Origin of the sequence: Nonomuraea sp. NPDC003804, assembly GCF_040610675.1 — a bacterium.
In the GTDB taxonomy this organism is placed as follows: domain Bacteria; phylum Actinomycetota; class Actinomycetes; order Streptosporangiales; family Streptosporangiaceae; genus Nonomuraea.
The window spans coordinates 119,345-138,337 of the sequence record NZ_JBEXMT010000007.1 but is presented as its reverse complement, the minus strand read 5'-3'; the positions used below and the strand labels follow the sequence as shown (position 1 = coordinate 138,337).

Annotated in this window: 20 protein-coding genes; 8 read left to right on the top strand and 12 right to left on the bottom strand. The window is 72.5% G+C overall.

The features are described from left to right. Positions 1 to 10: 10 nt before the first annotated feature. Genes ABZX22_RS11830 through ABZX22_RS11820 form a run of 3 tightly spaced genes read left to right on the top strand, consistent with a single transcriptional unit; the run spans position 11 to position 4,336 of the window. Positions 11 to 1,222 (top strand): helix-turn-helix domain-containing protein, encoded by a 1,212-nt coding sequence (locus ABZX22_RS11830; RefSeq protein WP_354907707.1) that lies wholly within the window; start codon positions 11 to 13, stop codon positions 1,220 to 1,222. Then, positions 1,212 to 2,612, top strand: coding sequence for a carboxylesterase family protein (locus ABZX22_RS11825; RefSeq protein ID WP_354907706.1), 1,401 nt, complete (start codon positions 1,212 to 1,214; stop codon positions 2,610 to 2,612). Before ABZX22_RS11830 ends, ABZX22_RS11825 begins: the two co-directional genes overlap by 11 nt. Further along, positions 2,609 to 4,336 carry a glycoside hydrolase family 3 N-terminal domain-containing protein gene (locus ABZX22_RS11820; protein WP_354907951.1) on the top strand — a complete coding sequence of 576 codons (1,728 nt, stop codon included), beginning with the start codon at positions 2,609 to 2,611 and terminating at the stop codon, positions 4,334 to 4,336. The genes ABZX22_RS11825 and ABZX22_RS11820 overlap by 4 nt, the downstream gene beginning before the upstream one ends. A gap of 45 nt (positions 4,337 to 4,381) precedes the next feature. On the opposite strand, the gene ABZX22_RS11815 is transcribed toward ABZX22_RS11820, so the two are convergent. Beyond that, positions 4,382 to 5,341: an alpha/beta hydrolase gene (locus ABZX22_RS11815; protein ID WP_354907704.1), complete on the bottom strand. Its 960-nt coding sequence runs from the start codon at positions 5,339 to 5,341 to the stop codon at positions 4,382 to 4,384. A 17-nt stretch (positions 5,342 to 5,358) separates the two neighbouring features. Continuing rightward, positions 5,359 to 5,910 (bottom strand): TetR/AcrR family transcriptional regulator, encoded by a 552-nt coding sequence (locus ABZX22_RS11810; RefSeq protein WP_354907949.1) that lies wholly within the window; start codon positions 5,908 to 5,910, stop codon positions 5,359 to 5,361. Positions 5,911 to 6,016: 106 nt separating this feature from the next. Between ABZX22_RS11810 and ABZX22_RS11805 the strand changes: the two genes are divergently transcribed. Continuing rightward, complete coding sequence (locus ABZX22_RS11805) at positions 6,017 to 8,479, top strand: glycoside hydrolase family 78 protein (RefSeq protein ID WP_354907703.1); 2,463 nt, start codon at positions 6,017 to 6,019, stop codon at positions 8,477 to 8,479. A 15-nt stretch (positions 8,480 to 8,494) separates the two neighbouring features. On the opposite strand, the gene ABZX22_RS11800 is transcribed toward ABZX22_RS11805, so the two are convergent. Both ABZX22_RS11800 and ABZX22_RS11795 read right to left on the bottom strand, forming a co-directional pair. Next, on the bottom strand, positions 8,495 to 8,869 hold the full coding sequence (locus tag ABZX22_RS11800; RefSeq protein ID WP_354907701.1) for a hypothetical protein: 375 nt from the start codon (positions 8,867 to 8,869) through the stop codon (positions 8,495 to 8,497). A 37-nt stretch (positions 8,870 to 8,906) separates the two neighbouring features. Beyond that, the gene (locus ABZX22_RS11795) at positions 8,907 to 9,311 is read right to left on the bottom strand and encodes a helix-turn-helix domain-containing protein (protein ID WP_354907700.1); all 405 of its coding nucleotides are present in this window, start codon (positions 9,309 to 9,311) and stop codon (positions 8,907 to 8,909) included. A 156-nt stretch (positions 9,312 to 9,467) separates the two neighbouring features. Between ABZX22_RS11795 and ABZX22_RS11790 the strand changes: the two genes are divergently transcribed. Beyond that, positions 9,468 to 10,817: an MFS transporter gene (locus ABZX22_RS11790; RefSeq protein ID WP_354907699.1), complete on the top strand. Its 1,350-nt coding sequence runs from the start codon at positions 9,468 to 9,470 to the stop codon at positions 10,815 to 10,817. Continuing rightward, positions 10,814 to 11,293, top strand: coding sequence for a pyridoxamine 5'-phosphate oxidase family protein (locus tag ABZX22_RS11785; RefSeq protein ID WP_354907698.1), 480 nt, complete (start codon positions 10,814 to 10,816; stop codon positions 11,291 to 11,293). Before ABZX22_RS11790 ends, ABZX22_RS11785 begins: the two co-directional genes overlap by 4 nt. 37 nt (positions 11,294 to 11,330) lie before the next feature. On the opposite strand, the gene ABZX22_RS11780 is transcribed toward ABZX22_RS11785, so the two are convergent. Genes ABZX22_RS11780 through ABZX22_RS11760 form a run of 5 tightly spaced genes read right to left on the bottom strand, consistent with a single transcriptional unit; the run spans position 11,331 to position 15,633 of the window. Continuing rightward, positions 11,331 to 11,927, bottom strand: a complete 597-nt coding sequence (locus ABZX22_RS11780) for an energy-coupling factor transporter transmembrane protein EcfT (protein ID WP_354907697.1) — start codon at positions 11,925 to 11,927, stop codon at positions 11,331 to 11,333. Further along, positions 11,924 to 12,598 carry an ABC transporter ATP-binding protein gene (locus ABZX22_RS11775; RefSeq protein WP_354907695.1) on the bottom strand — a complete coding sequence of 225 codons (675 nt, stop codon included), beginning with the start codon at positions 12,596 to 12,598 and terminating at the stop codon, positions 11,924 to 11,926. The genes ABZX22_RS11780 and ABZX22_RS11775 overlap by 4 nt, the downstream gene beginning before the upstream one ends. After that, a complete protein-coding gene (locus ABZX22_RS11770) occupies positions 12,599 to 13,702 on the bottom strand; it encodes a thiolase family protein (RefSeq protein WP_354907694.1) in 1,104 nt (367 codons plus the stop codon). Between the two features lies 1 nt (position 13,703). Further along, on the bottom strand, positions 13,704 to 15,023 hold the full coding sequence (locus ABZX22_RS11765) for a fatty acid--CoA ligase family protein (RefSeq protein WP_354907692.1): 1,320 nt from the start codon (positions 15,021 to 15,023) through the stop codon (positions 13,704 to 13,706). 7 nt (positions 15,024 to 15,030) lie between these two features. Next, on the bottom strand, positions 15,031 to 15,633 hold the full coding sequence (locus ABZX22_RS11760; protein ID WP_354907691.1) for a biotin transporter BioY: 603 nt from the start codon (positions 15,631 to 15,633) through the stop codon (positions 15,031 to 15,033). A 159-nt stretch (positions 15,634 to 15,792) separates the two neighbouring features. On the opposite strand from ABZX22_RS11760, the gene ABZX22_RS11755 reads away from it, so the two are divergent. After that, positions 15,793 to 16,242 carry a hypothetical protein gene (locus tag ABZX22_RS11755; protein WP_354907689.1) on the top strand — a complete coding sequence of 150 codons (450 nt, stop codon included), beginning with the start codon at positions 15,793 to 15,795 and terminating at the stop codon, positions 16,240 to 16,242. 42 nt (positions 16,243 to 16,284) lie between these two features. On the opposite strand, the gene ABZX22_RS11750 is transcribed toward ABZX22_RS11755, so the two are convergent. Genes ABZX22_RS11750 through ABZX22_RS11740 form a run of 3 tightly spaced genes read right to left on the bottom strand, consistent with a single transcriptional unit; the run spans position 16,285 to position 17,452 of the window. Next, positions 16,285 to 16,671: a hypothetical protein gene (locus ABZX22_RS11750; RefSeq protein WP_354907687.1), complete on the bottom strand. Its 387-nt coding sequence runs from the start codon at positions 16,669 to 16,671 to the stop codon at positions 16,285 to 16,287. A 4-nt stretch (positions 16,672 to 16,675) separates the two neighbouring features. Continuing rightward, entirely contained in the window at positions 16,676 to 16,882 is a 207-nt protein-coding gene (locus tag ABZX22_RS11745; RefSeq protein ID WP_354907948.1) for a DUF4267 domain-containing protein, read from the bottom strand. Positions 16,883 to 16,933: 51 nt separating this feature from the next. Then, positions 16,934 to 17,452 (bottom strand): TetR/AcrR family transcriptional regulator, encoded by a 519-nt coding sequence (locus ABZX22_RS11740; protein ID WP_354907686.1) that lies wholly within the window; start codon positions 17,450 to 17,452, stop codon positions 16,934 to 16,936. A 74-nt stretch (positions 17,453 to 17,526) separates the two neighbouring features. Here ABZX22_RS11740 and lpdA point away from each other — a divergent pair, with 74 nt between their 5' ends. Then, positions 17,527 to 18,906 (top strand): dihydrolipoyl dehydrogenase, encoded by a 1,380-nt coding sequence (gene lpdA, locus ABZX22_RS11735; protein WP_354907685.1) that lies wholly within the window; start codon positions 17,527 to 17,529, stop codon positions 18,904 to 18,906. Positions 18,907 to 18,993 lie beyond the last annotated feature (87 nt).

Genomic DNA, 18,993 nt, shown 5'->3' with positions numbered 1-18,993 from the left:
GCTCCCCGCCATGGCCTACCCGTCGTTGGCGCGGCTCGCCACCGAGCTGCTGCGGGACGTGCCCGAGCTGACCGAGAAGATCTTCGCGGCGATCGTGGCCGAGGACGAGACCTACGCCGCTCTCGACCGGGACCTGCTGGCCGAGGTCAAGGAGCACAACCGGCGCAACCTGCTGGCCCAGCTCACCGACCTGGCCGAGCAGCGCGCGCCGTGCACGGGGGCGTCGAGGGAGACGGCGCGGCTGCGGGCGGCGCAGGGCTTCCCGCTCGGCGCGCTGCTCCACGCCTACCGGATCGGGTTCAGGGTGCTGTGGGAGAGCCTGGTGGAGCGGGCCACCGCCCACCCGGGCTATCCCGTCGACACGCTGGCCACCTCCATGACCGCGATCTGGACTCTCGTCGACGCCTACTCGGTGGCGGTGACCGAGAGCTACAGAGAGACCATGGTCGAGCTGACCAGGCACGACGAGCGGCAACGGCTGGTGCTGCTGGACGTGCTCATCGAGGGCAGGGTGAACGACTGGACGGCGCTCGACGGCAGCGCGCAGGCGCTCGGCCTGCCCGCGAAGGGGCCCTACGTGTGCGTGGTGGCCGACCCTGGCACGGCGATGCCGGGAGGGTGTGCGTGGCGGCTGCGCGCCGACGACCAGGTGGGCGTGATGCCGGCCCGCTCGGTGGCGGGGATGCGGGGCAGGGTGGGGGTCAGCCCGCCGTACGAGCGGCTGACCGAGACGGCGGCGGCGCTGCGTCTGGCCACGCTGGCGCGCGCCAGCCTGCCCGAGGGGGTCACGGGCGTGGCGACGGTGGACGCGCGGCCGGTCGGCGCGCTGCTGGCCGCCAGTCCCGACCTGGCCGAACGGCTGGCGGGCGCGATCCTGGGCCCGCTGCTGGGCCGGCGCGACACCACGCGGCTGCTGGAGGCGCTCGAGGCGTGGCTGTGGACCGGCGACTCGACCGCCGACCTGGCCAGACGCCTGTACTGCCACCGCAACACCGTCCGCAACCGGCTGGACCGGGTCGAGCAGCTCACCGGAAGGTCGCTGGAGCGTCCCGAGGACGTGACGGCGCTGTACACGGGGGTGCTCGCGCTGCGGCTGACGAATTGTGCGGCGGCACAAGAGGGTGACGGGAAGCGGCGGCCGGCGCCTAGTGACTCGGGGACACCGCTTCACCAGGATCTGGACATACCCGTCCACCTACCGAGGCACGCGCATGATCGTTGACACCACGTACGGCAAGCTGCGGGGACGGATGGAGGACGGCGTCGCGGTCTTCCGCGGCGTGCCGTACGCCGCGCCGCCCTTCGGCGACCTGCGCTTCCGCGCGCCCGAGCCGCCCGCCTCGTGGGAGGGGGTGCGCGACGCGCTGGAGTACGGCCCGACCGCCCCCAAACGCCCCTACGCGCCGCCGCTCGACACGATCCTCCCCGAGATCCACATCGACGGCGACGACTGCCTCAACCTCAACGTCTGGACCCCCGGCCTGTCGGGCCGCAGGCCCGTCATGGTGTGGGTGCACGGCGGGTCCAACCGCAACGGGTCCAACTCCGTGCCCGTCTACGACGGCGGCGCGTTCGCCCGCAGCGGCGTCGTGCTGGTGTCGATCAACTACCGGCTGGGCGTGGAGGGGTTCGGCAGCTTCCCCGACGCGCCGGAGAACCGCGGCCTGCTCGACCAGGTGGCGGCGCTGGAGTGGGTGCGCGACAACATCGAGGCGTTCGGCGGCGACCCCGGCAACGTGACGCTGTTCGGCGAGTCGGCGGGAGGCATCGACATCGCCGCGCTGCTGACCGTGCCGTCCGTCGCGGGGCTGTTCAGCCGGGCGATCGTGCAGAGCGGCCCGCCCGCGGTGGGCCCGCCCGCGGCCGCCAGGAAGACCACCGCGATGATCGCCAAGCTGCTCGGCGTGCCGCCCACGGCCGCGGCCTTCGCCGCGGTCGACCGCGAACGACTGCTCGACGCGCAGGTGGCGGTCTCCCGCAAGGGCTCGCTGACGGGCGGGCCGGGCTTCGGCCCGGTGCTCGACGGGGAACTGCTGACCGGGCGCGACCTCGATCCCGACAAGCCCGTGATCTTCGGGCACACCAGCGAGGAGTACCGGCTCTGGTTCGTGCCGACGGGCCTGGCGGCACGGCTCAAGCCGGTCATGGTGCGCCTGGCGCTGCTGAAGCTGCGGGTGCCCGGCCGGGTGTTCAGGGGGTACCGGGCGCTGCACCCCCGGCTGTCGCCCGGCGAGGCGTTCGGCCTGCTGATCACCGACCACCTGCTGCGCGTCCCGCTCAGGAAGCTGGCCGACGCCCGGCCCGCCGGGCGCACCTGGCTCTACGAGTTCGCCTGGCGGTCGCCGTCGCACGAGCTCGGGGCCGCGCACGCGATGGAGATCCCCTTCGTGTTCGCCACGACGGCGACGGCGGAGGCACAACTGATGACCGGGCCCGACACGCCGGCCGCGCTGACGCGCGCCATGCACGAGGCATGGGTGCGCTTCGCCGAGACGGGTGACCCCGGATGGCCCGCCTGGTCCGCCGCGACCAGGCCGACGCAGGTTTTCGACGAGAACAGCCGCGTGGTCGCCGACCACGCGGCCGAGGTGCACGAGCTGTGGAGCAGATGATGCGTTATCGCGACCCCGCCCTGTCCGTCGAGGATCGGGTGTCCGACCTCCTGCCCAGGATGACCCTGGAGGAGAAGGCCGGGCTGATGTTCCACACGCTCGCGGTCATCGGCGACTATCCCGACGGCGCCGACTTCCCCTCGCTGGAGGAGATGGTCGGCGAGCGGCACATGTCCCACTTCAACCTGTACGGCACGCACGCCGCGGGCACCATCGCCAGGTGGCAGAACGAGCTGCAGCAGCGGGCCAGGGAGACCAGGCTGGGCATCCCCGTGACGCTGTCGACCGACCCCAGGCACGCCTTCATCCAGAGCGTGGCCGCCTCGATGAGCGCCGGCGCGTTCTCGCAGTGGCCCGAGCCGCTCGGCCTGGCCGCGATCGGCGACCCCGCCCTGGTGCGCCGGTACGCCGACATCGTGCGCAGGGAGTACTGCGCGGTGGGCATCAGGGTCGCCCTGCACCCGCAGATCGACCTGGCCACCGAGCCGCGCTGGTCGCGGATCTCCGGCACGTTCGGCGAGGACGCCGCGCTCACCTCCAGGCTGGTCACCGCCTACCTGGAGGGCCTGCGCGGCGGGCCCGAGGTCGGTCCGCGCAGCGTGGCGGCCATGGTCAAGCACTTCCCCGGCGGCGGCCCGCAGAAGGACGGCCTCGACCCGCACTACGCCAACGGCCGCGAGCAGGTCTATCCGGGTGGCAGGTTCGAGCATCACCTGGAGCCGTTCCGCGCCGCGCTGGCGGCGGGCGCCACGCAGATCATGCCCTACTACGGCATGCCGGTCGGCACGCCGTACGAGGAGGTGGGGTTCGGCTTCAACCGCGGGGTCGTCACCGGGCTGCTCAGGGAGGAGCTCGGGTTCGACGGGATCGTCTGCACCGACTGGACGCTGGTCACCGACCGGGTGGTCTTCGGCGAGCCGATCCCCGCGCGGGCGTGGGGTGTGGAGCACCTGAGCCCGCCGGAACGCGTCCTGAAGATCATCGAGGCGGGTGCCGACCAGCTCGGCGGCGAGCACTGCACCGAGCTGGTGATCGAGCTGGTCAGGAGCGGCAGGGTCGCCGAGGACCGGATCGACGCCTCGGTGCGCAGGCTGCTGCGCGAGAAGTTCGTCCTCGGCCTGTTCGACCATCCCTTCGTGGATCCCGACGCGGCCGAGGAGATCGTCGGCAACGCCGTCTACCGGGCGGAGGGCGCCGCCGCCCAACGCGCCGCCGCGACGCTGCTCAAGGGGCCGCTGCCGGCACTTGGGGCCGGCGCGGCACCGAAGGTGTACGCCGAGGGGTTCACCACCGGCCTCGCGGCCTGGGGCGTGGAGACGGCCGAGCACCCGGGCGCCGCCGACCTGGCGGTGCTGCGGATCGACGCGCCCTACGAGAAGCGCTCCACCTGGTACGAGTCGATGTTCCGCGGCGGCCGGCTGGACTTCCCCGCCGAGCGGCTGGCCGAGATCCTGGCCCTGCTCGACGCGGTCCCGACCGTGGTCGTGATCAACCTGGACCGGCCCGCGGTCATCCCGGAGATCGCCGAGCGGGCCGCCGCGCTGGTGGCCGTCTACGGCGCGAGCGACGAGGCGGTGCTCGACGTCGTCTTCGGACGTGCCACGCCGAAGGGGCGCCTGCCCTTCCAGCTGCCCCGCTCGATGGCGGAGGTGGAGGCGGGCCGTCCTGACGTGCCGCAGGAGAGCGCCGACCCGCTGTTCCCGTTCGGCGCGGGGCTGTGCTGATGGCGCAGGGGAGGGACCGACGGCCGTCCCTCCCCTGCCGCCGGTCTAGCCGGACACGGGGGCGATCAGCGTGCCCGCGAACGCCCGTCTGAGCAGCCCCGCCCGCATCTCGTGCACCAGCGTGAACGTCACGGTGCCGGGCGCGATCCAGCCGCCGTGCGGATGGGCGAGCACCCGTACGGCCGCCGCCGCCACGCCCGCCTCGTGCAGCCTGGCCAGGTAGCGCTCGCCGTGCGCCCGCAGGGGGTCGTGCTCGGAGATCACCAGGGCGGCGGGCGGGAGCCCGGACAGGTCGGGCGCGTGCAGCGGCGAGACGTAGGGGTCGCGCGGATCGCCGTCGGCCCCCAGGTAGTAGGCGGCGTACCGGAGCACCTCGGCGCTCGTCAGGCCGCCGAGCCCGCCGTCCGCGTCGTTGCCCTCGGGCGTGAGGTCGAGCGCGGGCGCGTCGAGCTGCTGGAAGATCGGCAACGGCAGCCCCCTGTCCCTGAGCAGGAGGCAGAGCGCGGCCGTCAGGTTGGCGCCCGCCGAGGCGCCGCCGAGCGCGACCCTGCGCGGGTCGATCCCGAGCTCGCCCGCGTGGTCGAGCAGCCACAGGTAGGCGGCCAGGCAGTCCTCCAGCGGCAGGGGGTAGGGGTGCTCGGGCGCCAGCCGGTAGTCCACCGACGCCACCGCGCACGGCACCAGGCTCGCCAGGGGGCCGCACTCGACCTCGCCGGCGTCGAGGTCGCCCTTGTACCAGCCGCCGCCGTGCAGGAACACCAGCAGCGGAGCCGGCTCGGCGAGACCCTTCGGCCTGGTCAGCCGCACCGTGATCGCCCCGCCCTCGACCGGCACCCGGTGTTCCTCCACCAGGAGCGACGGGTCATGAGGTGGCGCGATGAGCAGCATCGTCGCGTTGGACCTGCGGCGCTCCTCGTCGAGGTCGCCGGGCGTGGCGGGCGGCAGCTCGGCCGCGTGCGCGGCGAGCCTGCCGTAGAGGTGGACAAGCGGGGGATCGAGGTGCATGAACGCTCCCGTCGTTCTCACTGGCCGAGGGCGGATCCCACGGCCGCCAGGTCGCGCTCCAGCGACCTGGCGTAGGACTCGATGGCGTCGACGAGGTCGACCTCGTCGGGGTCGAGCAGCCACTGGGTGGCCAGACCGTCGAGGGTGGCCAGGATCTCCGCCGCCTTGCGGGCGGGCACGACGTCGGCCCTGATCTCGCCGCGCTCCTGGCCGACCGCCAGCGCGTCGGCGAGAAGCGCGCGCATTTCCCGGTAGCGGTCGCGGAAGAACGCGTGCGCGGGATCACCCTCGTCCAGGTTCTCGGCGAGCAGCACGGCGAAGAGTTTGGTCAGGCCGCGTTCGGCGCTGTTCCGGTGGGCGTAGGCGGGCATCTCGCGGACGGTGGCGAGGCCGCCGAGCGCGGTCACCTCGCGCGCGTAGTCCATGCTGCGCGAGTCGCGCCACTCGATGACCGCTCTGAGCAGGCCCTCCTTGTTGCGGAAGTGGTAGAGGAGGCCGGGTTCGGTGATGCCGACGCGGGCCGCGATCTCAGTCATGCCGGTGCCTCTGAAGCCTCTTCTCGCGAACATCTCCGCGGCGATTCCGGCGATTTCCTCGCGTCGCCCCGATGCCCTTCTCTGTGCCATGTCCGGCATTCTAGATTATTACTTACTTAGTTGTAAGTAAGGAGCTTGGATGAGGATTTCCCGGGTGCGTGTCGAGCAGTTGAGCGAGCCGTTCCTCGGCATCGGCGTCGCCGACCCCCGGCTGTCGTGGACGACCGAGGCCGACGGGCCGTGGCGGCAGACCGCCTACGAGGTCGAGGCGCGTGGCCGGCGGGTGGTGGTCGAGTCGGACGCGTCGGTGCTGGTGCCCTGGCCGTTCGAGCCGCTGGCGTCGAGGGAACGGGTGACCGTACGGGTACGGGTGCGCGGCGCGGGCGGCTGGTCGGCGTGGAGCGCTCCGGTGCCCGTGGAGGCGGGCCTGCTGTCCGCCCACGACTGGTCGGCCCGCTTCGTCAGCCCGGGAGAGGGCCGCGACCTGCTGCGCGCCGAGTTCGACGCGCGGCCCGGCCTCACCCGCGCCCGCCTCTACGTCACCGCGCTCGGCGTCTACGAGGTGGAGCTCAACGGGCAGCGGGTCGGCGCCGACGTGCTCGCGCCCGGCTGGACCAGCTACGGTCACCGGCTGCGCTACCAGACCTTCGACGTCACCGGCCTGGTCAGACCGGGCCGCAACGCGATCGGCGCGATGCTCGGCGAGGGCTGGTACAGCGGCCGCATCGGCTTCGCCGACGCCGGCGTCCCCTACGGCGACGGCGTGGCGCTGCTGGCCCAGCTCGAGCTCGTCCACTCCGGCGACGAGGTCGAGCGCGTGGTGACCGGCACCCACTGGCTGGCCGCGAGCGGGCCGATCGTCTCCAGCGGCATCTACGACGGCGAGTCCTACGACGCGGGACGGGAGCGCCGCGGCTGGTCGCGGCCCGGCCACGACACCGAGGACTGGACGCCCGCCCTGGCCGTCGAGCGTGACCTCGCCACGCTGACCGCGCCCACGGGGCCGGCCGTCCGCCGCGTCGAGACGCTGAGCGGCCGGAGCGACGGCGCCGTCGTGGACTTCGGCCAGAACCTCGTCGGCCGCCTCAGGATCACGGCCGAAGGGCGCGCGGGCGAGCAGGTCGTCCTCAGGCACGCCGAGGTGCTGGAGGACGGCGAGCTGTGCACCCGCCCGCTGCGCACCGCCGCCGCCGTCGACACCTACACCCTGCGCGGCGGCGGGGAGGAGACGTGGGAGCCGCGCTTCACCTTCCACGGCTTCCGCTACGCCGCGATCGAGGGCCCGGTCACCGGGGCGCACGCGGTCGTCTGCCACACCGACATGGCGCGCACCGGCTGGTTCGAGTGCTCCGACCCGCTGCTCAACCGCCTGCACGAGAACGTCGTGTGGAGCATGCGCGGCAACTTCCTCGACCTGCCCACCGACTGCCCGCAGCGCGACGAGCGGCTCGGCTGGACCGGCGACCTGCAGGTCTTCGCCCCCACCGCGGCCTTCCTCTACGACTGCGCGGGACCGCTCACCTCCTGGCTCGCCGACCTGGCCGCCGAGCAGGGCGAGGACGGCTCGCTGCCGGTCGTCGTGCCCAACCCGTTCGGCCCCGAGGCGGTCTTCGCGGCCGCCGGATGGTGCGACGCCGCGGTCATCGTGCCCTGGACGCTGTACGAGAGGTACGGCGACGCGGGCATCCTCCAGGACCAGTTCGACAGCATGCGCCGCTGGGTCGACCACGTGGCGGCGCTCGGCGAGGAGTACCTCACCGGCCGCCAGTTCGGCGACTGGCTGGACCCGTCGGCGCCACCCGACCGGCCCGGCGAGGGCAGGACGCCGAAGCGGCTGGTGGCCGCCGCCTACCACGTCCGCTCGGCGGACCTGGTCGCCATGGCCGCCGACGTGCTCGACCGCCAGGCCGAGCACGACCGCTACACCGCGCTCGCCGCCGCGGCGCGCGCCGCCTTCGCCGAGGAGTTCGTCACCGCCGACGGGCAGGTCCTCGGCGACTCGGCCACCGGTTACGCGCTGGCCATCCGCTTCGGCCTGCTGCCCACCGGGGCGCAGCGCGTCCGGGCGGGCGCCCGGCTGGCCGCCCTCGTCGAGCGGGACGGCCACCGGATCCCCACCGGGTTCCTCGGCACGCCGCTGGTGTGCGACGCGCTCGCCGACACGGGCCACCTGGAGACCGCCTACCGGCTGCTGACCCAGCGCGCGTGCCCGTCGTGGCTGTATCCGGTGACCATGGGGGCCACCAGCGTCTGGGAGCGCTGGGACAGCATGCTGCCCGACGGGTCGGTCAACCCGGGGGAGATGACCTCCTTCAACCACTACGCGCTCGGCGCGGTCGCCGACTGGATGCACAGGACCGTCGCGGGGCTGGCGCCCGCCGCGCCCGGCTACCGCAGGCTGCTGGTGGCGCCGCGGCCGGGTGGCGGGCTGACGTGGGCGAAGGCGGAGCTGCGCACGCCGTACGGCATGGCGGAGACGCGCTGGTCGCTGGACGGCGGGCGGCTGGCCGTGGCGGCCGTGGTGCCGCCGAACACGACGGCGGTGGTCAGCCTGCCCGGCCGGGCGCCCTTCGAGGTCGGCTCGGGACACCACCACTGGTGACCGGAGCCCCGCCGGTCAGCAGGCGCGCCTGTCCTCGATGTGGGCGATCGCGAGCTCGTGGCCGTCCTGGCCACGCTTGCCCCGTCCGAACAGGCCGACGGTGAGGTCGTCGCGGGCTTCGAGCTCGTCCTCCGCGACGTAGGTGAGGATGTCGGGGTGGTGGCCCGTCACGGCCCAGCCGGGGGCGTCGTCCAGGTCGACGGTGATGAAGTCGCCCGCCGGCGTCCCCGGCCGCACGGGACCGTACTCGCGCAGCAGTTCCGTGGCCTGTTCGGCGAGGTCGTCGGCCGGTTCCGTCAGGATCACGCAGGTGCCGTTGGCGAACAGCACCCACGACGTGGCGGGGTGCAGCAGCCGCCGCCAGATCGCGATCACGCTCTCGTGGGTCATGGCGGCCACGGTAGTGATCGGCTACGACAGATCCGATCTACGCGATCCCGGTGCTGAGCTGCTGCTCCTCGGCCGCGACCCGGGCGTCGTAGGCCGAGCGCGCGGCCGCGACGTGCTGCTGGTGCTCCTCCGTCCAGACGACCAGCGTCTTGATCGCCTCGTGCAGCGTGGCGCCGAGCGGTGTGAGCGTGTAGTCGACGCGCGGCGGCACCACGGGGTGGACGGTCCGCCGGACCAGGCCGTCGCGCTCCAGCTGCCGCAGCGTCACCGTCAGCATGCGCTGGCTCACGCCGTCGATCTGGCGGCGCAGCTCGGTGAAGCGCATGGTGCGGCGCTCCAGGAGCGCGATCACCAGCAGCGACCACTTGTCGGCGATCCGGTCGAGGATCTGGCGGACCTCGCAGTCGGCCCGCGTGTCCCACTGGATCACCTCGTCATCCATGGTTTCGCAGGAGTAACTCGGTGCCTTTGAAGTGCCGTCTTCCACAGTTCCTCATGGTGACGCAGGATGCTCTCGGTTACAAGAAAGAACCGACATACCTTTCGATACCGAGGGATCACTGTGTCTGCCACCGTCTCATCACCGCCGCTCGACCGGATGACACCGCGTGCCTGGGGAATGCTCCTCGTCCTGTGCGGCGCGATCTTCCTCGAGGGCATCAACGTCGCCATGCTCAACGTGGCCCTCCCCGCGATCAGGACCGATCTCGGCCTGTCCACCGGCGAGCTGCAGTGGGTGATGAGCGCCTACGTGCTCGGCTACGGCGGTTTCATGCTGCTCGGCGGGCGGGCCGCCGACCTGTTCGGCCGGCGCGCGATGTTCCTGTCGTGGCTCGCGGTCTTCCTCGTGGTCTCCGCGCTCGGCGGGATGGCGAGCGAGGGCTGGATGCTGATCGCGGCGAGGTTCGTGGCGGGAGTCGCCGCCGCGGTCATGACACCCGCCGGCCTGTCGATCATCACGACCAGCTTCGAGGAGGGCAGGCAGCGCAACCAGGCGCTGCTGGTCTACTCGGGCACCGCGGCCGGCGGTTTCTCGCTCGGCCTGGTGCTCGGCGGCCTGCTCGCCGAGGCCGAGTGGCGCTGGGTGCTGTTCGCGCCCGCCGTACTCGCCCTGATCATCCTGGTGGCGGCGGTGCCGCTGATCCCGAAGGCCGACCAGCGGCGGCAGAAGGGGCAGCGCGTCGACCTGGCGGGCGCGGTCATGGTCACCGGCGCCATCATGCTGCTGGTCGTCGGCATCGAGCGCGCCACCCACGTGGGCCCCGGCGTCACGGCGGCCACGATAGCCGCCGGGCTGGCGCTGTTCGCGCTCTTCGTCGTGGTCGAGCGCCGCTCGCCCGCTCCTCTGGTACGGCTCGGCATCTTCCGTTCCGGACCGCTGGTGCGCGCCAACCTCGCGGGACTGCTGTTCTCGGCCTCGTTCTTCGGCTTCCAGTTCGTCGTCGTGCTCTACCTCCAGGAGCTGCGCGGCTGGACGTCGCTCGAGACGAGCCTGGCCATGCTGGCGATCGGCGCCGACGCCATCCTCGCGCCGACGTTGACGCCCAGGCTGGTCGACCGCTTCGGCAACGCCAAGGTCATCCTGTACGGCCTGCTCCTCGCGGTGCTGTCGTACGCGCTGTTCCTGCCGGTCGGCATGGACTGGACCTACGCCGCCATGTTCCCCACGATGATCATCCTCGGTGTGGCGTTCGCGCTCGCCTACGGCCCGCTGACGATCGTCGCCACCGACGGCGTCGACGAGAACGAGCAGGGCCTGGCGGGCGGACTGCTCTACACCTCCTTCCAGTTCGGCGCCGCGCTCGGCCTGGCCGCCACCACCGCCGTCATCGTCACCTCGCAGAACCTCGCGGACTCCTACCGGTCCGCCCTCGTCGTGCCGCTCGTCGCGGCCGGCCTGGCCGCCGCGGTCAGCGCCTTCGGACTCAGGAAGGGAAGCGCCCGATGACCATCGCCTTCAGCGACATCGAGCAGGAGTTCAACGCCTACGTCGGCTCGATCGTGTACTCCACCATGGTCACGGTCGACGCCGCCAACCGGCCGCGCACCCGCGTGCTCATCCCCGTCTGGGAGAACGTCGACGGCCAGCCCGTCGGCTGGCTGGCCACCTACCGGACCCCCGTGAAGGCCGCCCACCTGGCCGGCAATCCCCACACGAGCTTCTCCTACTGGTCGCGCGGCAACAACTCGGTCGCCGTCGACGCCGTCGCGGCCTGGGTCGACGACGGCGAGACCAGACGTCATGTCTGGGAGCTGTATCGCCGGACCAGCCCGCGGGGAGCGGGCTACGACCTCGGGAACTTCTGGACCTCGCCGGCCGACCCGAAGCTGCACGTCCTGCGGCTGGAGCCGTACCGGATCCAGGTCATCCGCGGCATGGACCTGCGCGGCAGGATCTGGCGGAAGGCACCCGCGCTCACCTGAGCCGCGCCGGGGCGAACCTGCCTCCGGAAGCGACGCGCTAGTCGTCCAGGCCGCGGGCGCTCAGGGCCTCGCCCAAGGCGTCCGCGTGGCGGAGGGCACTGACCACCAGCGGCACCGCGAACGCCCGCACGCTCCACGAGACGCCGCGCGCCCGCTGCGCGTCCCGCACCCTGGTCGCGAGCGCCGAGATGACCGGCACGCTGCGGACGGTCAGCGACAGCAGCAGCGACACGCGGAACGGGTCGATCCCGAACGCGCGCAGCGGCGCGAAGCAGCGCTCGAAGCAGGCGGTCATGTCGGCGAACCTGGTGGTGAGCGTGACCAGTCCGGCCAGCGCCACCGCGAGCACGATCCGCAGCGTGGACGAGACCGCGCCGTAGAGGTCCACCAGCGCGAACTGCATGACGAAGAGCACCACGGCGAACCAGCGCAGTGGTCTGACCTGCGCCCACGCCGCGGCCGGCCCCACACCCGAGACCGCGTAGAGCAGCACGACCAGCACCGTGAAGCCGCCGAGCCACAGCGGCGAGCCGAGCAGCAGCAGCGTCGTGCACAGCAGCGCGAGACCCAGCAGCTTCGCCCCCGCGGGCAGCCGGTGCAGGAACGAGTCGCCGGGCAGGTAGATCCCGGTCATGACATGAGGTCCCGGTAGTGGTCGATCGCCGCCTTCGGCGTGGAGTCGGCCACCACCCGGCCCTGGTCGAGCACGAGGACGCGGTCGAAGGAGTCGAGCAGGCCGAGATCGTGGGTGACGACGACCACCTGCTGGGGAAGCCGGCCCATCAGGTCGGCGACCTGGCGGGAGTGACGCAGGTCCAGCAGCGTGGTCGGCTCGTCCATGATCAGGATCTGCGGGTCGAGCACCAGCACCGAGCACAGGGCCAGCAGCTGCTTCTGCCCGCCCGACAGCTGGTGGGCGGGATGGTCGGCGTGGTCGGCCAGGCCGTACCTGGACAGGACGGCGCGCACCCGCTCGGCCACCTCGTCGCGGGACAGGCCCTTGCGCCGCAGCGAGAACGCGACGTCCTCGGCGACGGTCGGCATCACGATCTGCGCGTCGGGGTCGGTGAACAGGAACCCCACGTCCCGCCTGATGCGGGCGGCGTGGCGGCGCGTGTCGAGGCCGAGGACGGTGACGTCACCGGAGGTGGGCAGGGCCAGCCCGTTGATCAGGCGGGCGAGCGTGCTCTTGCCGGAACCGTTCGCGCCCACGACGCCGATCCTGCGCTCCGGCAGGGACAGCGTCAGGTCGGACAGCACCTCACGCTCGCCGAGCGTGACGTTGACGCCGCTGAACTCGATCATTCACACCACCTCGAACAGGGCCGCCACGCCCATGCCGCCGCCGACCGCGGCGGTCGCCAGCCCCAGCGTCCCCGAGGGCGCGCCGGAACGCACGAGCCTGCTGAACAGCCTGGTCACCACCACCGCGCCGGTCGCGCCCCACGGATGTCCGAGGGCGAGCGCGCCGCCGTCGGCGCAGACGCGATCCAGGTCGGCCTCCAGCGCGTCCGTCACCGCGAGCACCTGCGCGGCGAACGCCTCCACGATCTCCACCGCCGCGACGTCCGCCATGCGCACGCCGGTACGGCCCAGCACCCGCCGGACGGCCGGCACGGGACCCCAGCCGGGCAGCGCGGGATCGCATCCGGTGACCGCGCCGGCCACCAGCCGCAGACCCGGCAGCCCCGCGCGCAGCCGCTCGGGCACGACGGCGACCGCCGCCGCGCCGTCGCTGATCGGCGAGGAGTTGCCCGCGCTGACCGTGCCGCCGGGCACGAAGGCGGCGGGCAGCCGCGCCAGGGTCTCCCTGCGCAGCACGCGGGGCCGCTGGTCGGCGCGCCTGCCGTCGATCTCCACCAGCTCGTCGTCGAAGCGGGCGGCGACCGCTCTGGCGTGGCTGCGGAAGGCGTAGTCGTCCTGGCGCTCCCGGGAGATGCCGTGCGCGGCGGCCAGGGCCTCCGCGGCGGGTCCCATGTCGGGATCGGGATGGCCTGGGGGCGCGAAGGGCGCCCTCCGGTACGGCTCGGCGGCCCCGCGCATGGTCCGCAGCGGCGCCGTCGACGCGCTCTCCACGCCGCCGGCGATGACCAGGCCGGCGTCTCCCGCGCGGACCGCCTGGCCCGCCAGCAGGATCGCGGCCAGGCCGCTGCCGCACTGGCGGTCCACGGTGAGGCCGGGCACGTCGTGTCCCAGGCCGGCGGCGAGCGCCGAGACGCGGGCCAGGTTGCCGCCGGGGCCCATGCAGTTGCCGAGCACGACGTCGTCGACCGCCAGGTGCGGGACCTCGCCGGCGACCGCCGCGATCACGGGCGCGGCCAGCCGGTCGGCCGGCAGCGACTTGTAGGCGTGGCCCGCCGTCCCGATGGGGGTACGGCGCGCGGCCACGACGACAGGCTGCTCGCTCATGTCAGACGAGCCGCCTCAGCTCGGGATCGCCACCGGCCAGCCGGGCGGCGACCACGCCTCGGGCCGGCTTGCCCGTGGGGGTGCGCGGCAGGTCGCCCATGGCGTACCAGCGCCTCGGCCGCTGGGCGGCGTCGAGGCCGCCGCGCGCGATCGCGTCGAGCGCCGCCCGCGAGGGCGGCGAGCCCTCCAGCACCGCGGTCACGACCGAGCCGAGCCGGGGGTGCGGCGAGCCGACGACGACCAGGTCGGTGACGCCCGGCACGCCGCGCAGCACGGCCTCGACGTCCTCCGGCACCACGGTCGCGCCGCCGGTCTGGATCGCGCCGTCGCCGCGCCCGCGCAGCCGCAGCGGCTCTCCCCGCCGGTACGGCTCGGCGAGGTCGCCGACGCTCATCCAGCCCTCCCCGTCGGTCTTCAGCGGTCCTCGCGCCCCGGCGAGGTAGCCCTGCGACAGCCACGGCGAGCGCGCCCACACCTCGCCGGCGCGCACCTGGATCTCGACCTCGGGGAAGGGGCGCAGGCCCGTTCCGTCGACGTCGACGGCGATGAACGACGTCTCGGTCGAGCCGTAGTACGACACGACCCCCACCCCGGCCTGGGCGGCGACCTCCCACGCCTGCGGGGACAGCGCGGCGCCGCCGACCACCGCGGTGCGCAGCGGGCCGCCGACCTCCTCCAGCACGTCGATGACGGCCGGCAGGCGGTGCGGCACCACGTGGACGACGGTGGCCTTCCTGAGCTGGACGGTCAGCGAGCCGGGCGACCAGCGTCCGGGGACGATCACCGTCGCGCCGGTCGCCAGGGCGTGGACGGCCGCGAAGCCGTACAGGGAGGAGACCAGCGGTCCCGGCACGAGCACGACGTCGTCGGGGCCGATGCCGGCCAGCGCGCCGAGGTGCGGGAACGAGCCGGCCCAGGACGCGCGGGTGCGGATCACGGCGCGCGGCCTGCCGGTGCTGCCGGAGGTCAGGCACGCCCACGCCAGGTCGCCGGCGGCGGGAGCGGCCGGGACCCGCGCGCTCGCGGCGACCGGGAGGGGCGCGTCGACGTGCAGGTCGACGGGGACCGTATCGGCCACCCGCGCGCGCTGCTCCTCGTCGCACAGCAGCGGCGTGGCGCCCGCCAGGTCGGCGGCCAGCACGGCGACGAGCTGGTCGACCGGGTCGGACAGGGTGATCGCCACCAGTCCCTTGCCGTCAAGGGGCCTGGAGATCACCTCCTGCCACAGCTGGGCGTAGGTCAGGGAGCCTCGGGGACCGTACAGCGCCGGCTGGTGAGGACGCTCGACGGCGTGGCGCTGGACCTGTGCGGCGACGGGCATGCGCTGATCAACCGGCCTTGACCCGCTCGCGGTGGACGGCGGGGACGGCGTCGGGGTAGGCCCGCTGCGTGCCTCGCGCCACGAGCGTCGCGAGCACCGCCTTGGCCACGTCGCCGGGGATGAAGGCCAGGCTTCCCAGGGCCGCGGCGCCGAGCGGCAGCCCCGTGATGGCCGCCTGGACGGGGACGCCGAACAGGTAGATCACGCCGACGCCGCCCGCGAGGCAGGCGACGAGCAGGCGGAAGGTGCCGGGGTTCTTGCCGCCGCGCTCGACGATCCAGCCGGTGAGGGCCGCACCGGGGATCCAGCCGAGCAGGAAGCCCACCGAGGGCCCGGTGAACACGCCGAGACCGCCGCGCCCGCCCGCGAGCAGCGGCAGGCCCGCGGCCACCAGCACGACCAGGACGGTCACCGCGAGCGCGCCGCGCCACGAGCCGAGGATCGCGCCGGCCAGCATCACGCCGAACGTCTGCAGGGTGATGGGGACGGCGTTGCCGAAGAGGTTGAGCGCCCCCGGCAGGCCGAGGACGGCGATCAGCGCGGCGAACACGCTGATCCTGGCGATGTCCCCGGTAGGGAACCTGCGACGGCTGGGGGAATCATTCATCATGCGTCTGATCACACACCAGGATGTCCGGGATCGAGCATGGAGACTTCCCACAACATTCCGGCTGGTCGTCTGAGCGGCTGGGACGTGACAACGGTACCCGGCCCTCTGACATGCGTGGATCCGCCCGAGGCGGGTAGCGCTCCGGGTGGAGGTGCCGAAATGTCTGACACGAACGGGGTCGTCGAGTACCTCAGGACACGCTTCGGCAAGGAGGCGGACTCCCAGGCGCACCGGGCCGCGCGGAGCATCCGGCAGTGGTCCGACGAACTGGCGTCCGCGTCCGACACCGGCGAGCCGGGCTCGCCCGTGGACGCGGCGATGCAGGAGATCGCGGGCGTGGGGCTGCGCGCGGCCGACTACCTGGACCAGCGGGGATTCGCCGGGATCGTCGAGGACGTCAAGGACCTGGCCAGGAGGCGGCCCCTGCTCTTCGCCGCCGGAGCCGTGGCCCTCGGCATCGTCATCGGACGCGTGCTCGCCTCGGCCCGCGACGTCTCCACAGGCGACGCCTCCTCCTCCGAGGTCTCGCGGGAGGCGTCCTCGCGCGATGCCTCCTCTCGTGAGGCGTCCCTGCGGGAAGGCCGCACCCCTCCTCTTCCCCCGGCGTGAGGACGTGATCGACGCTGAGACGGCTACGCCCCCCTGATCAGGTCAGCGGTCGAACCAGCCTTTGACGTCGCTCAGGCTGAGGAGCGCGATCACGGCGACGGCGCCGATCAGGTGGACGTTGAGCAGGTCGGTGGGCCGCAGCAGGCCGTAGACCAGAAGGGGGACGGTCTGCACGACGGCCGTCAGCGCCTCGACGACCAGCGCGGTGACCCACACCCACCGGCGCCGGGACCGCCACCTGACCATGATCAGGAGCAGTGCGACGGGGATGACGATCGCCGGCAGGAAGACGGTCAGATCGAAGGGGGACCGGCCGAGAAGCCCCGCCACGACCATCAGGCCGAGGCAGCCGAAGGCGGTTTGGACGATCAGGATCACCCGTGCCACGGTCACGAGGGCGGGCGTCCCGGAGGCTAACTGGTCGCTCATCTCGCTAGCCAACCACGGAACGGGTGCTGCGCAGGAGGAGGACGCCGGTGAGGGCGACGAGCGCGGCGGTGCCGCCGTGCATGAAGTACGCCAGGGCGGGCACGCCGTGCTGGCTGAGGACCACGACGGCGTCGCCGAGCGGGATGGCGGCGATCGCGAGCATCGTCCAGCCCAGGGCGCGGCGCTGGCCGACGATCAGCAGGGTGAAGATGACGAGCCATTAGTTATTGCTTACTAAGTTTCGTGGGCACGAAAAACGCCGTCAGGGAGCGGCGAAGTTCGACCAGACGCGGTGGTCGGGAGGGAAGCCGAGCGACACGAGCGTGTTGATCAGCATGCCGTACGACATGAAGAACGTGGTCTCGTGGGCGTCGGCGCCGAGCAGCACGTGGATGGCGTCCCACCAGTCCTCCCACACCTTGCGGATCTCCGCGCCGAACTCGTCCTCCATGGCGGCGACGGCGACGTAGACCTGCATCTGCATGAGCAGCATGTCGCGGTCCTGGATGAGCCGCTTGTAGGCGGCGGCCATCGACATGTGGGGGTCGCCGGGGTCCGTGCCGTCCTCCAGTGCCTTCCGCGTCTCCGCCAGGCAGCGGGTGGCGGCGGCCAGGAAGATGGCCTGCTTGCCGGGGAAGAGCCGGAAGAGGTACGGCTGGCTGACCCCCACGCGGCGGGCGATCGCCTCGGTGGAGGTGCCGTGGTAGCCGCCGCGCGCGAACTCCGTGATCGCGGCGCGGATGACGCTCTCTCGCCGTTCCTCGGCGCTCATCCTGACCATGCGAATAAGTTAGTGGCCAATCACTAACAGGGTCAAGTTCGGCGCAGTGACCGGCGTCCAATAGTGTCCGGAGCATGAGCACTCACTTCGACGTTGTCGTCCTCGGCGCGGGGCCCGGGGGATACACGGCGGCGGTCCGCGCCGCCCAGCTCGGCCTTCGTACGGCCGTCATCGAGGAGAAGTACTGGGGCGGCGTCTGCCTGAACGTGGGCTGCATCCCCTCCAAGGCGCTGCTGCGCAACGCGGAGCTGGCGCACATCTTCACCAAGGAGGCCAAGACCTTCGGCATCAACGGTGAGGTGACCTTCGACTACGGCGCCGCCTTCGAGCGCAGCCGCAAGGTCGCCGACGGCCGGGTCAAGGGCGTCCACTTCCTGATGAAGAAGAACGCGATCACCGAGTTCGACGGGCGCGGCACCTTCATCGACGCCAACACCATCGAGGTGAACGGTGACACCGTCACCTTCGACCACTGCATCATCGCCGCGGGCACCACGACGAAGCTGATCCCCGGCACCACTCTCTCCGAGCGCGTGGTCACCTACGAGGAGCAGATCCTCACCGAGGAACTGCCCGGCAGCATCATCATCGCGGGCGCCGGCGCCATCGGCGTCGAGTTCGCCTACGTGCTGCACAACTACGGCGTCAAGGTGACGATCGTCGAGTTCCTCGACCGCATGGTCCCGCTGGAGGACGAGGAGGTGTCGAAGGAGCTGGCCAAGCGCTACCGCAAGCTCGGCATCGACGTCCTCACCTCCACCAGGGTCGACTCCATCGAGGACACCGGCGCCTCGGTCAAGGTGACCGTCACCAAGGACGGTCAGCAGCAGGTCCTCGAGGCCGACAAGGTGCTGCAGGCGATCGGCTTCCAGCCGCGCGTCGAGGGCTACGGCCTGGAGAAGACCGGCGTCAAGCTGACCGACCGCGGCGCCATCGCCGTCGACGGCCGCGGACGCACCAACGTGCCGCACATCTTCGCCATCGGCGACGTCACCGCCAAGCTGATGCTGGCGCACGCCGCCGAGGCCATGGCCATCATCGCCGCCGAGACGATCGGCGGCGCGGAGACCATGGAGGTCGACTTCGCGATGATCCCGCGCGCGACGTACTGCCAGCCGCAGATCGCCAGCTTCGGCTTCACCGAGGCGCAGGCGCGCGACCTGGGCTACGACGTGAAGGTCGTCAAGTTCCCCTTCACCGCGAACGGCAAGGCCCACGGCCTCGGCGACGCCCAGGGCTTCGTGAAGATCATCTCCGACACCACGCACGGCGAGCTGCTCGGCGCCCACCTGATCGGCCCCGAGGTCACCGAGCTGCTGCCCGAGCTGACCCTGGCCCAGCAGTGGGACCTGACCGTCCACGAGGTCGCCCGCAACGTCCACGCCCACCCGACGCTCGGTGAGGCGGTCAAGGAAGCGATCCACGGTCTCGCCGGCCACATGATCAACATGTGACGACTCCGGCCCCGGGAGAGGGCAGGCCGCCCGGGCTCGCCGGGCCGCCTGCCCTCTCCCGTTCGTCGCCGGTTTTCCGGGGACCCG

Bases quoted from the DNA above. Each gene is read 5' to 3' on its own strand.
- ABZX22_RS11785 (WP_354907698.1), top strand. From the start codon at position 10,814: ATGACCATCGCCTTCAGCGACATCGAGCAGGAGTTCAACGCCTACGTC.
- ABZX22_RS11830 (WP_354907707.1), top strand. From the start codon at position 11: ATGGCCTACCCGTCGTTGGCGCGGCTCGCCACCGAGCTGCTGCGGGAC.
- ABZX22_RS11740 (WP_354907686.1), bottom strand. From the start codon at position 17,452: ATGGTCAGGATGAGCGCCGAGGAACGGCGAGAGAGCGTCATCCGCGCC.
- ABZX22_RS11815 (WP_354907704.1), bottom strand. From the start codon at position 5,341: ATGCACCTCGATCCCCCGCTTGTCCACCTCTACGGCAGGCTCGCCGCG.
- ABZX22_RS11790 (WP_354907699.1), top strand. From the start codon at position 9,468: ATGACACCGCGTGCCTGGGGAATGCTCCTCGTCCTGTGCGGCGCGATC.
- ABZX22_RS11750 (WP_354907687.1), bottom strand. From the start codon at position 16,671: ATGAGCGACCAGTTAGCCTCCGGGACGCCCGCCCTCGTGACCGTGGCA.
- ABZX22_RS11770 (WP_354907694.1), bottom strand. From the start codon at position 13,702: ATGAGCGAGCAGCCTGTCGTCGTGGCCGCGCGCCGTACCCCCATCGGG.
- ABZX22_RS11780 (WP_354907697.1), bottom strand. From the start codon at position 11,927: ATGACCGGGATCTACCTGCCCGGCGACTCGTTCCTGCACCGGCTGCCC.
- ABZX22_RS11810 (WP_354907949.1), bottom strand. From the start codon at position 5,910: ATGTTCGCGAGAAGAGGCTTCAGAGGCACCGGCATGACTGAGATCGCG.
- ABZX22_RS11825 (WP_354907706.1), top strand. From the start codon at position 1,212: ATGATCGTTGACACCACGTACGGCAAGCTGCGGGGACGGATGGAGGAC.
- ABZX22_RS11775 (WP_354907695.1), bottom strand. From the start codon at position 12,598: ATGATCGAGTTCAGCGGCGTCAACGTCACGCTCGGCGAGCGTGAGGTG.
- ABZX22_RS11820 (WP_354907951.1), top strand. From the start codon at position 2,609: ATGATGCGTTATCGCGACCCCGCCCTGTCCGTCGAGGATCGGGTGTCC.
- ABZX22_RS11765 (WP_354907692.1), bottom strand. From the start codon at position 15,023: ATGCCCGTCGCCGCACAGGTCCAGCGCCACGCCGTCGAGCGTCCTCAC.
- lpdA (WP_354907685.1), top strand. From the start codon at position 17,527: ATGAGCACTCACTTCGACGTTGTCGTCCTCGGCGCGGGGCCCGGGGGA.
- ABZX22_RS11755 (WP_354907689.1), top strand. From the start codon at position 15,793: ATGTCTGACACGAACGGGGTCGTCGAGTACCTCAGGACACGCTTCGGC.
- ABZX22_RS11795 (WP_354907700.1), bottom strand. From the start codon at position 9,311: ATGGATGACGAGGTGATCCAGTGGGACACGCGGGCCGACTGCGAGGTC.
- ABZX22_RS11800 (WP_354907701.1), bottom strand. From the start codon at position 8,869: ATGACCCACGAGAGCGTGATCGCGATCTGGCGGCGGCTGCTGCACCCC.
- ABZX22_RS11805 (WP_354907703.1), top strand. From the start codon at position 6,017: ATGAGGATTTCCCGGGTGCGTGTCGAGCAGTTGAGCGAGCCGTTCCTC.
- ABZX22_RS11760 (WP_354907691.1), bottom strand. From the start codon at position 15,633: ATGATGAATGATTCCCCCAGCCGTCGCAGGTTCCCTACCGGGGACATC.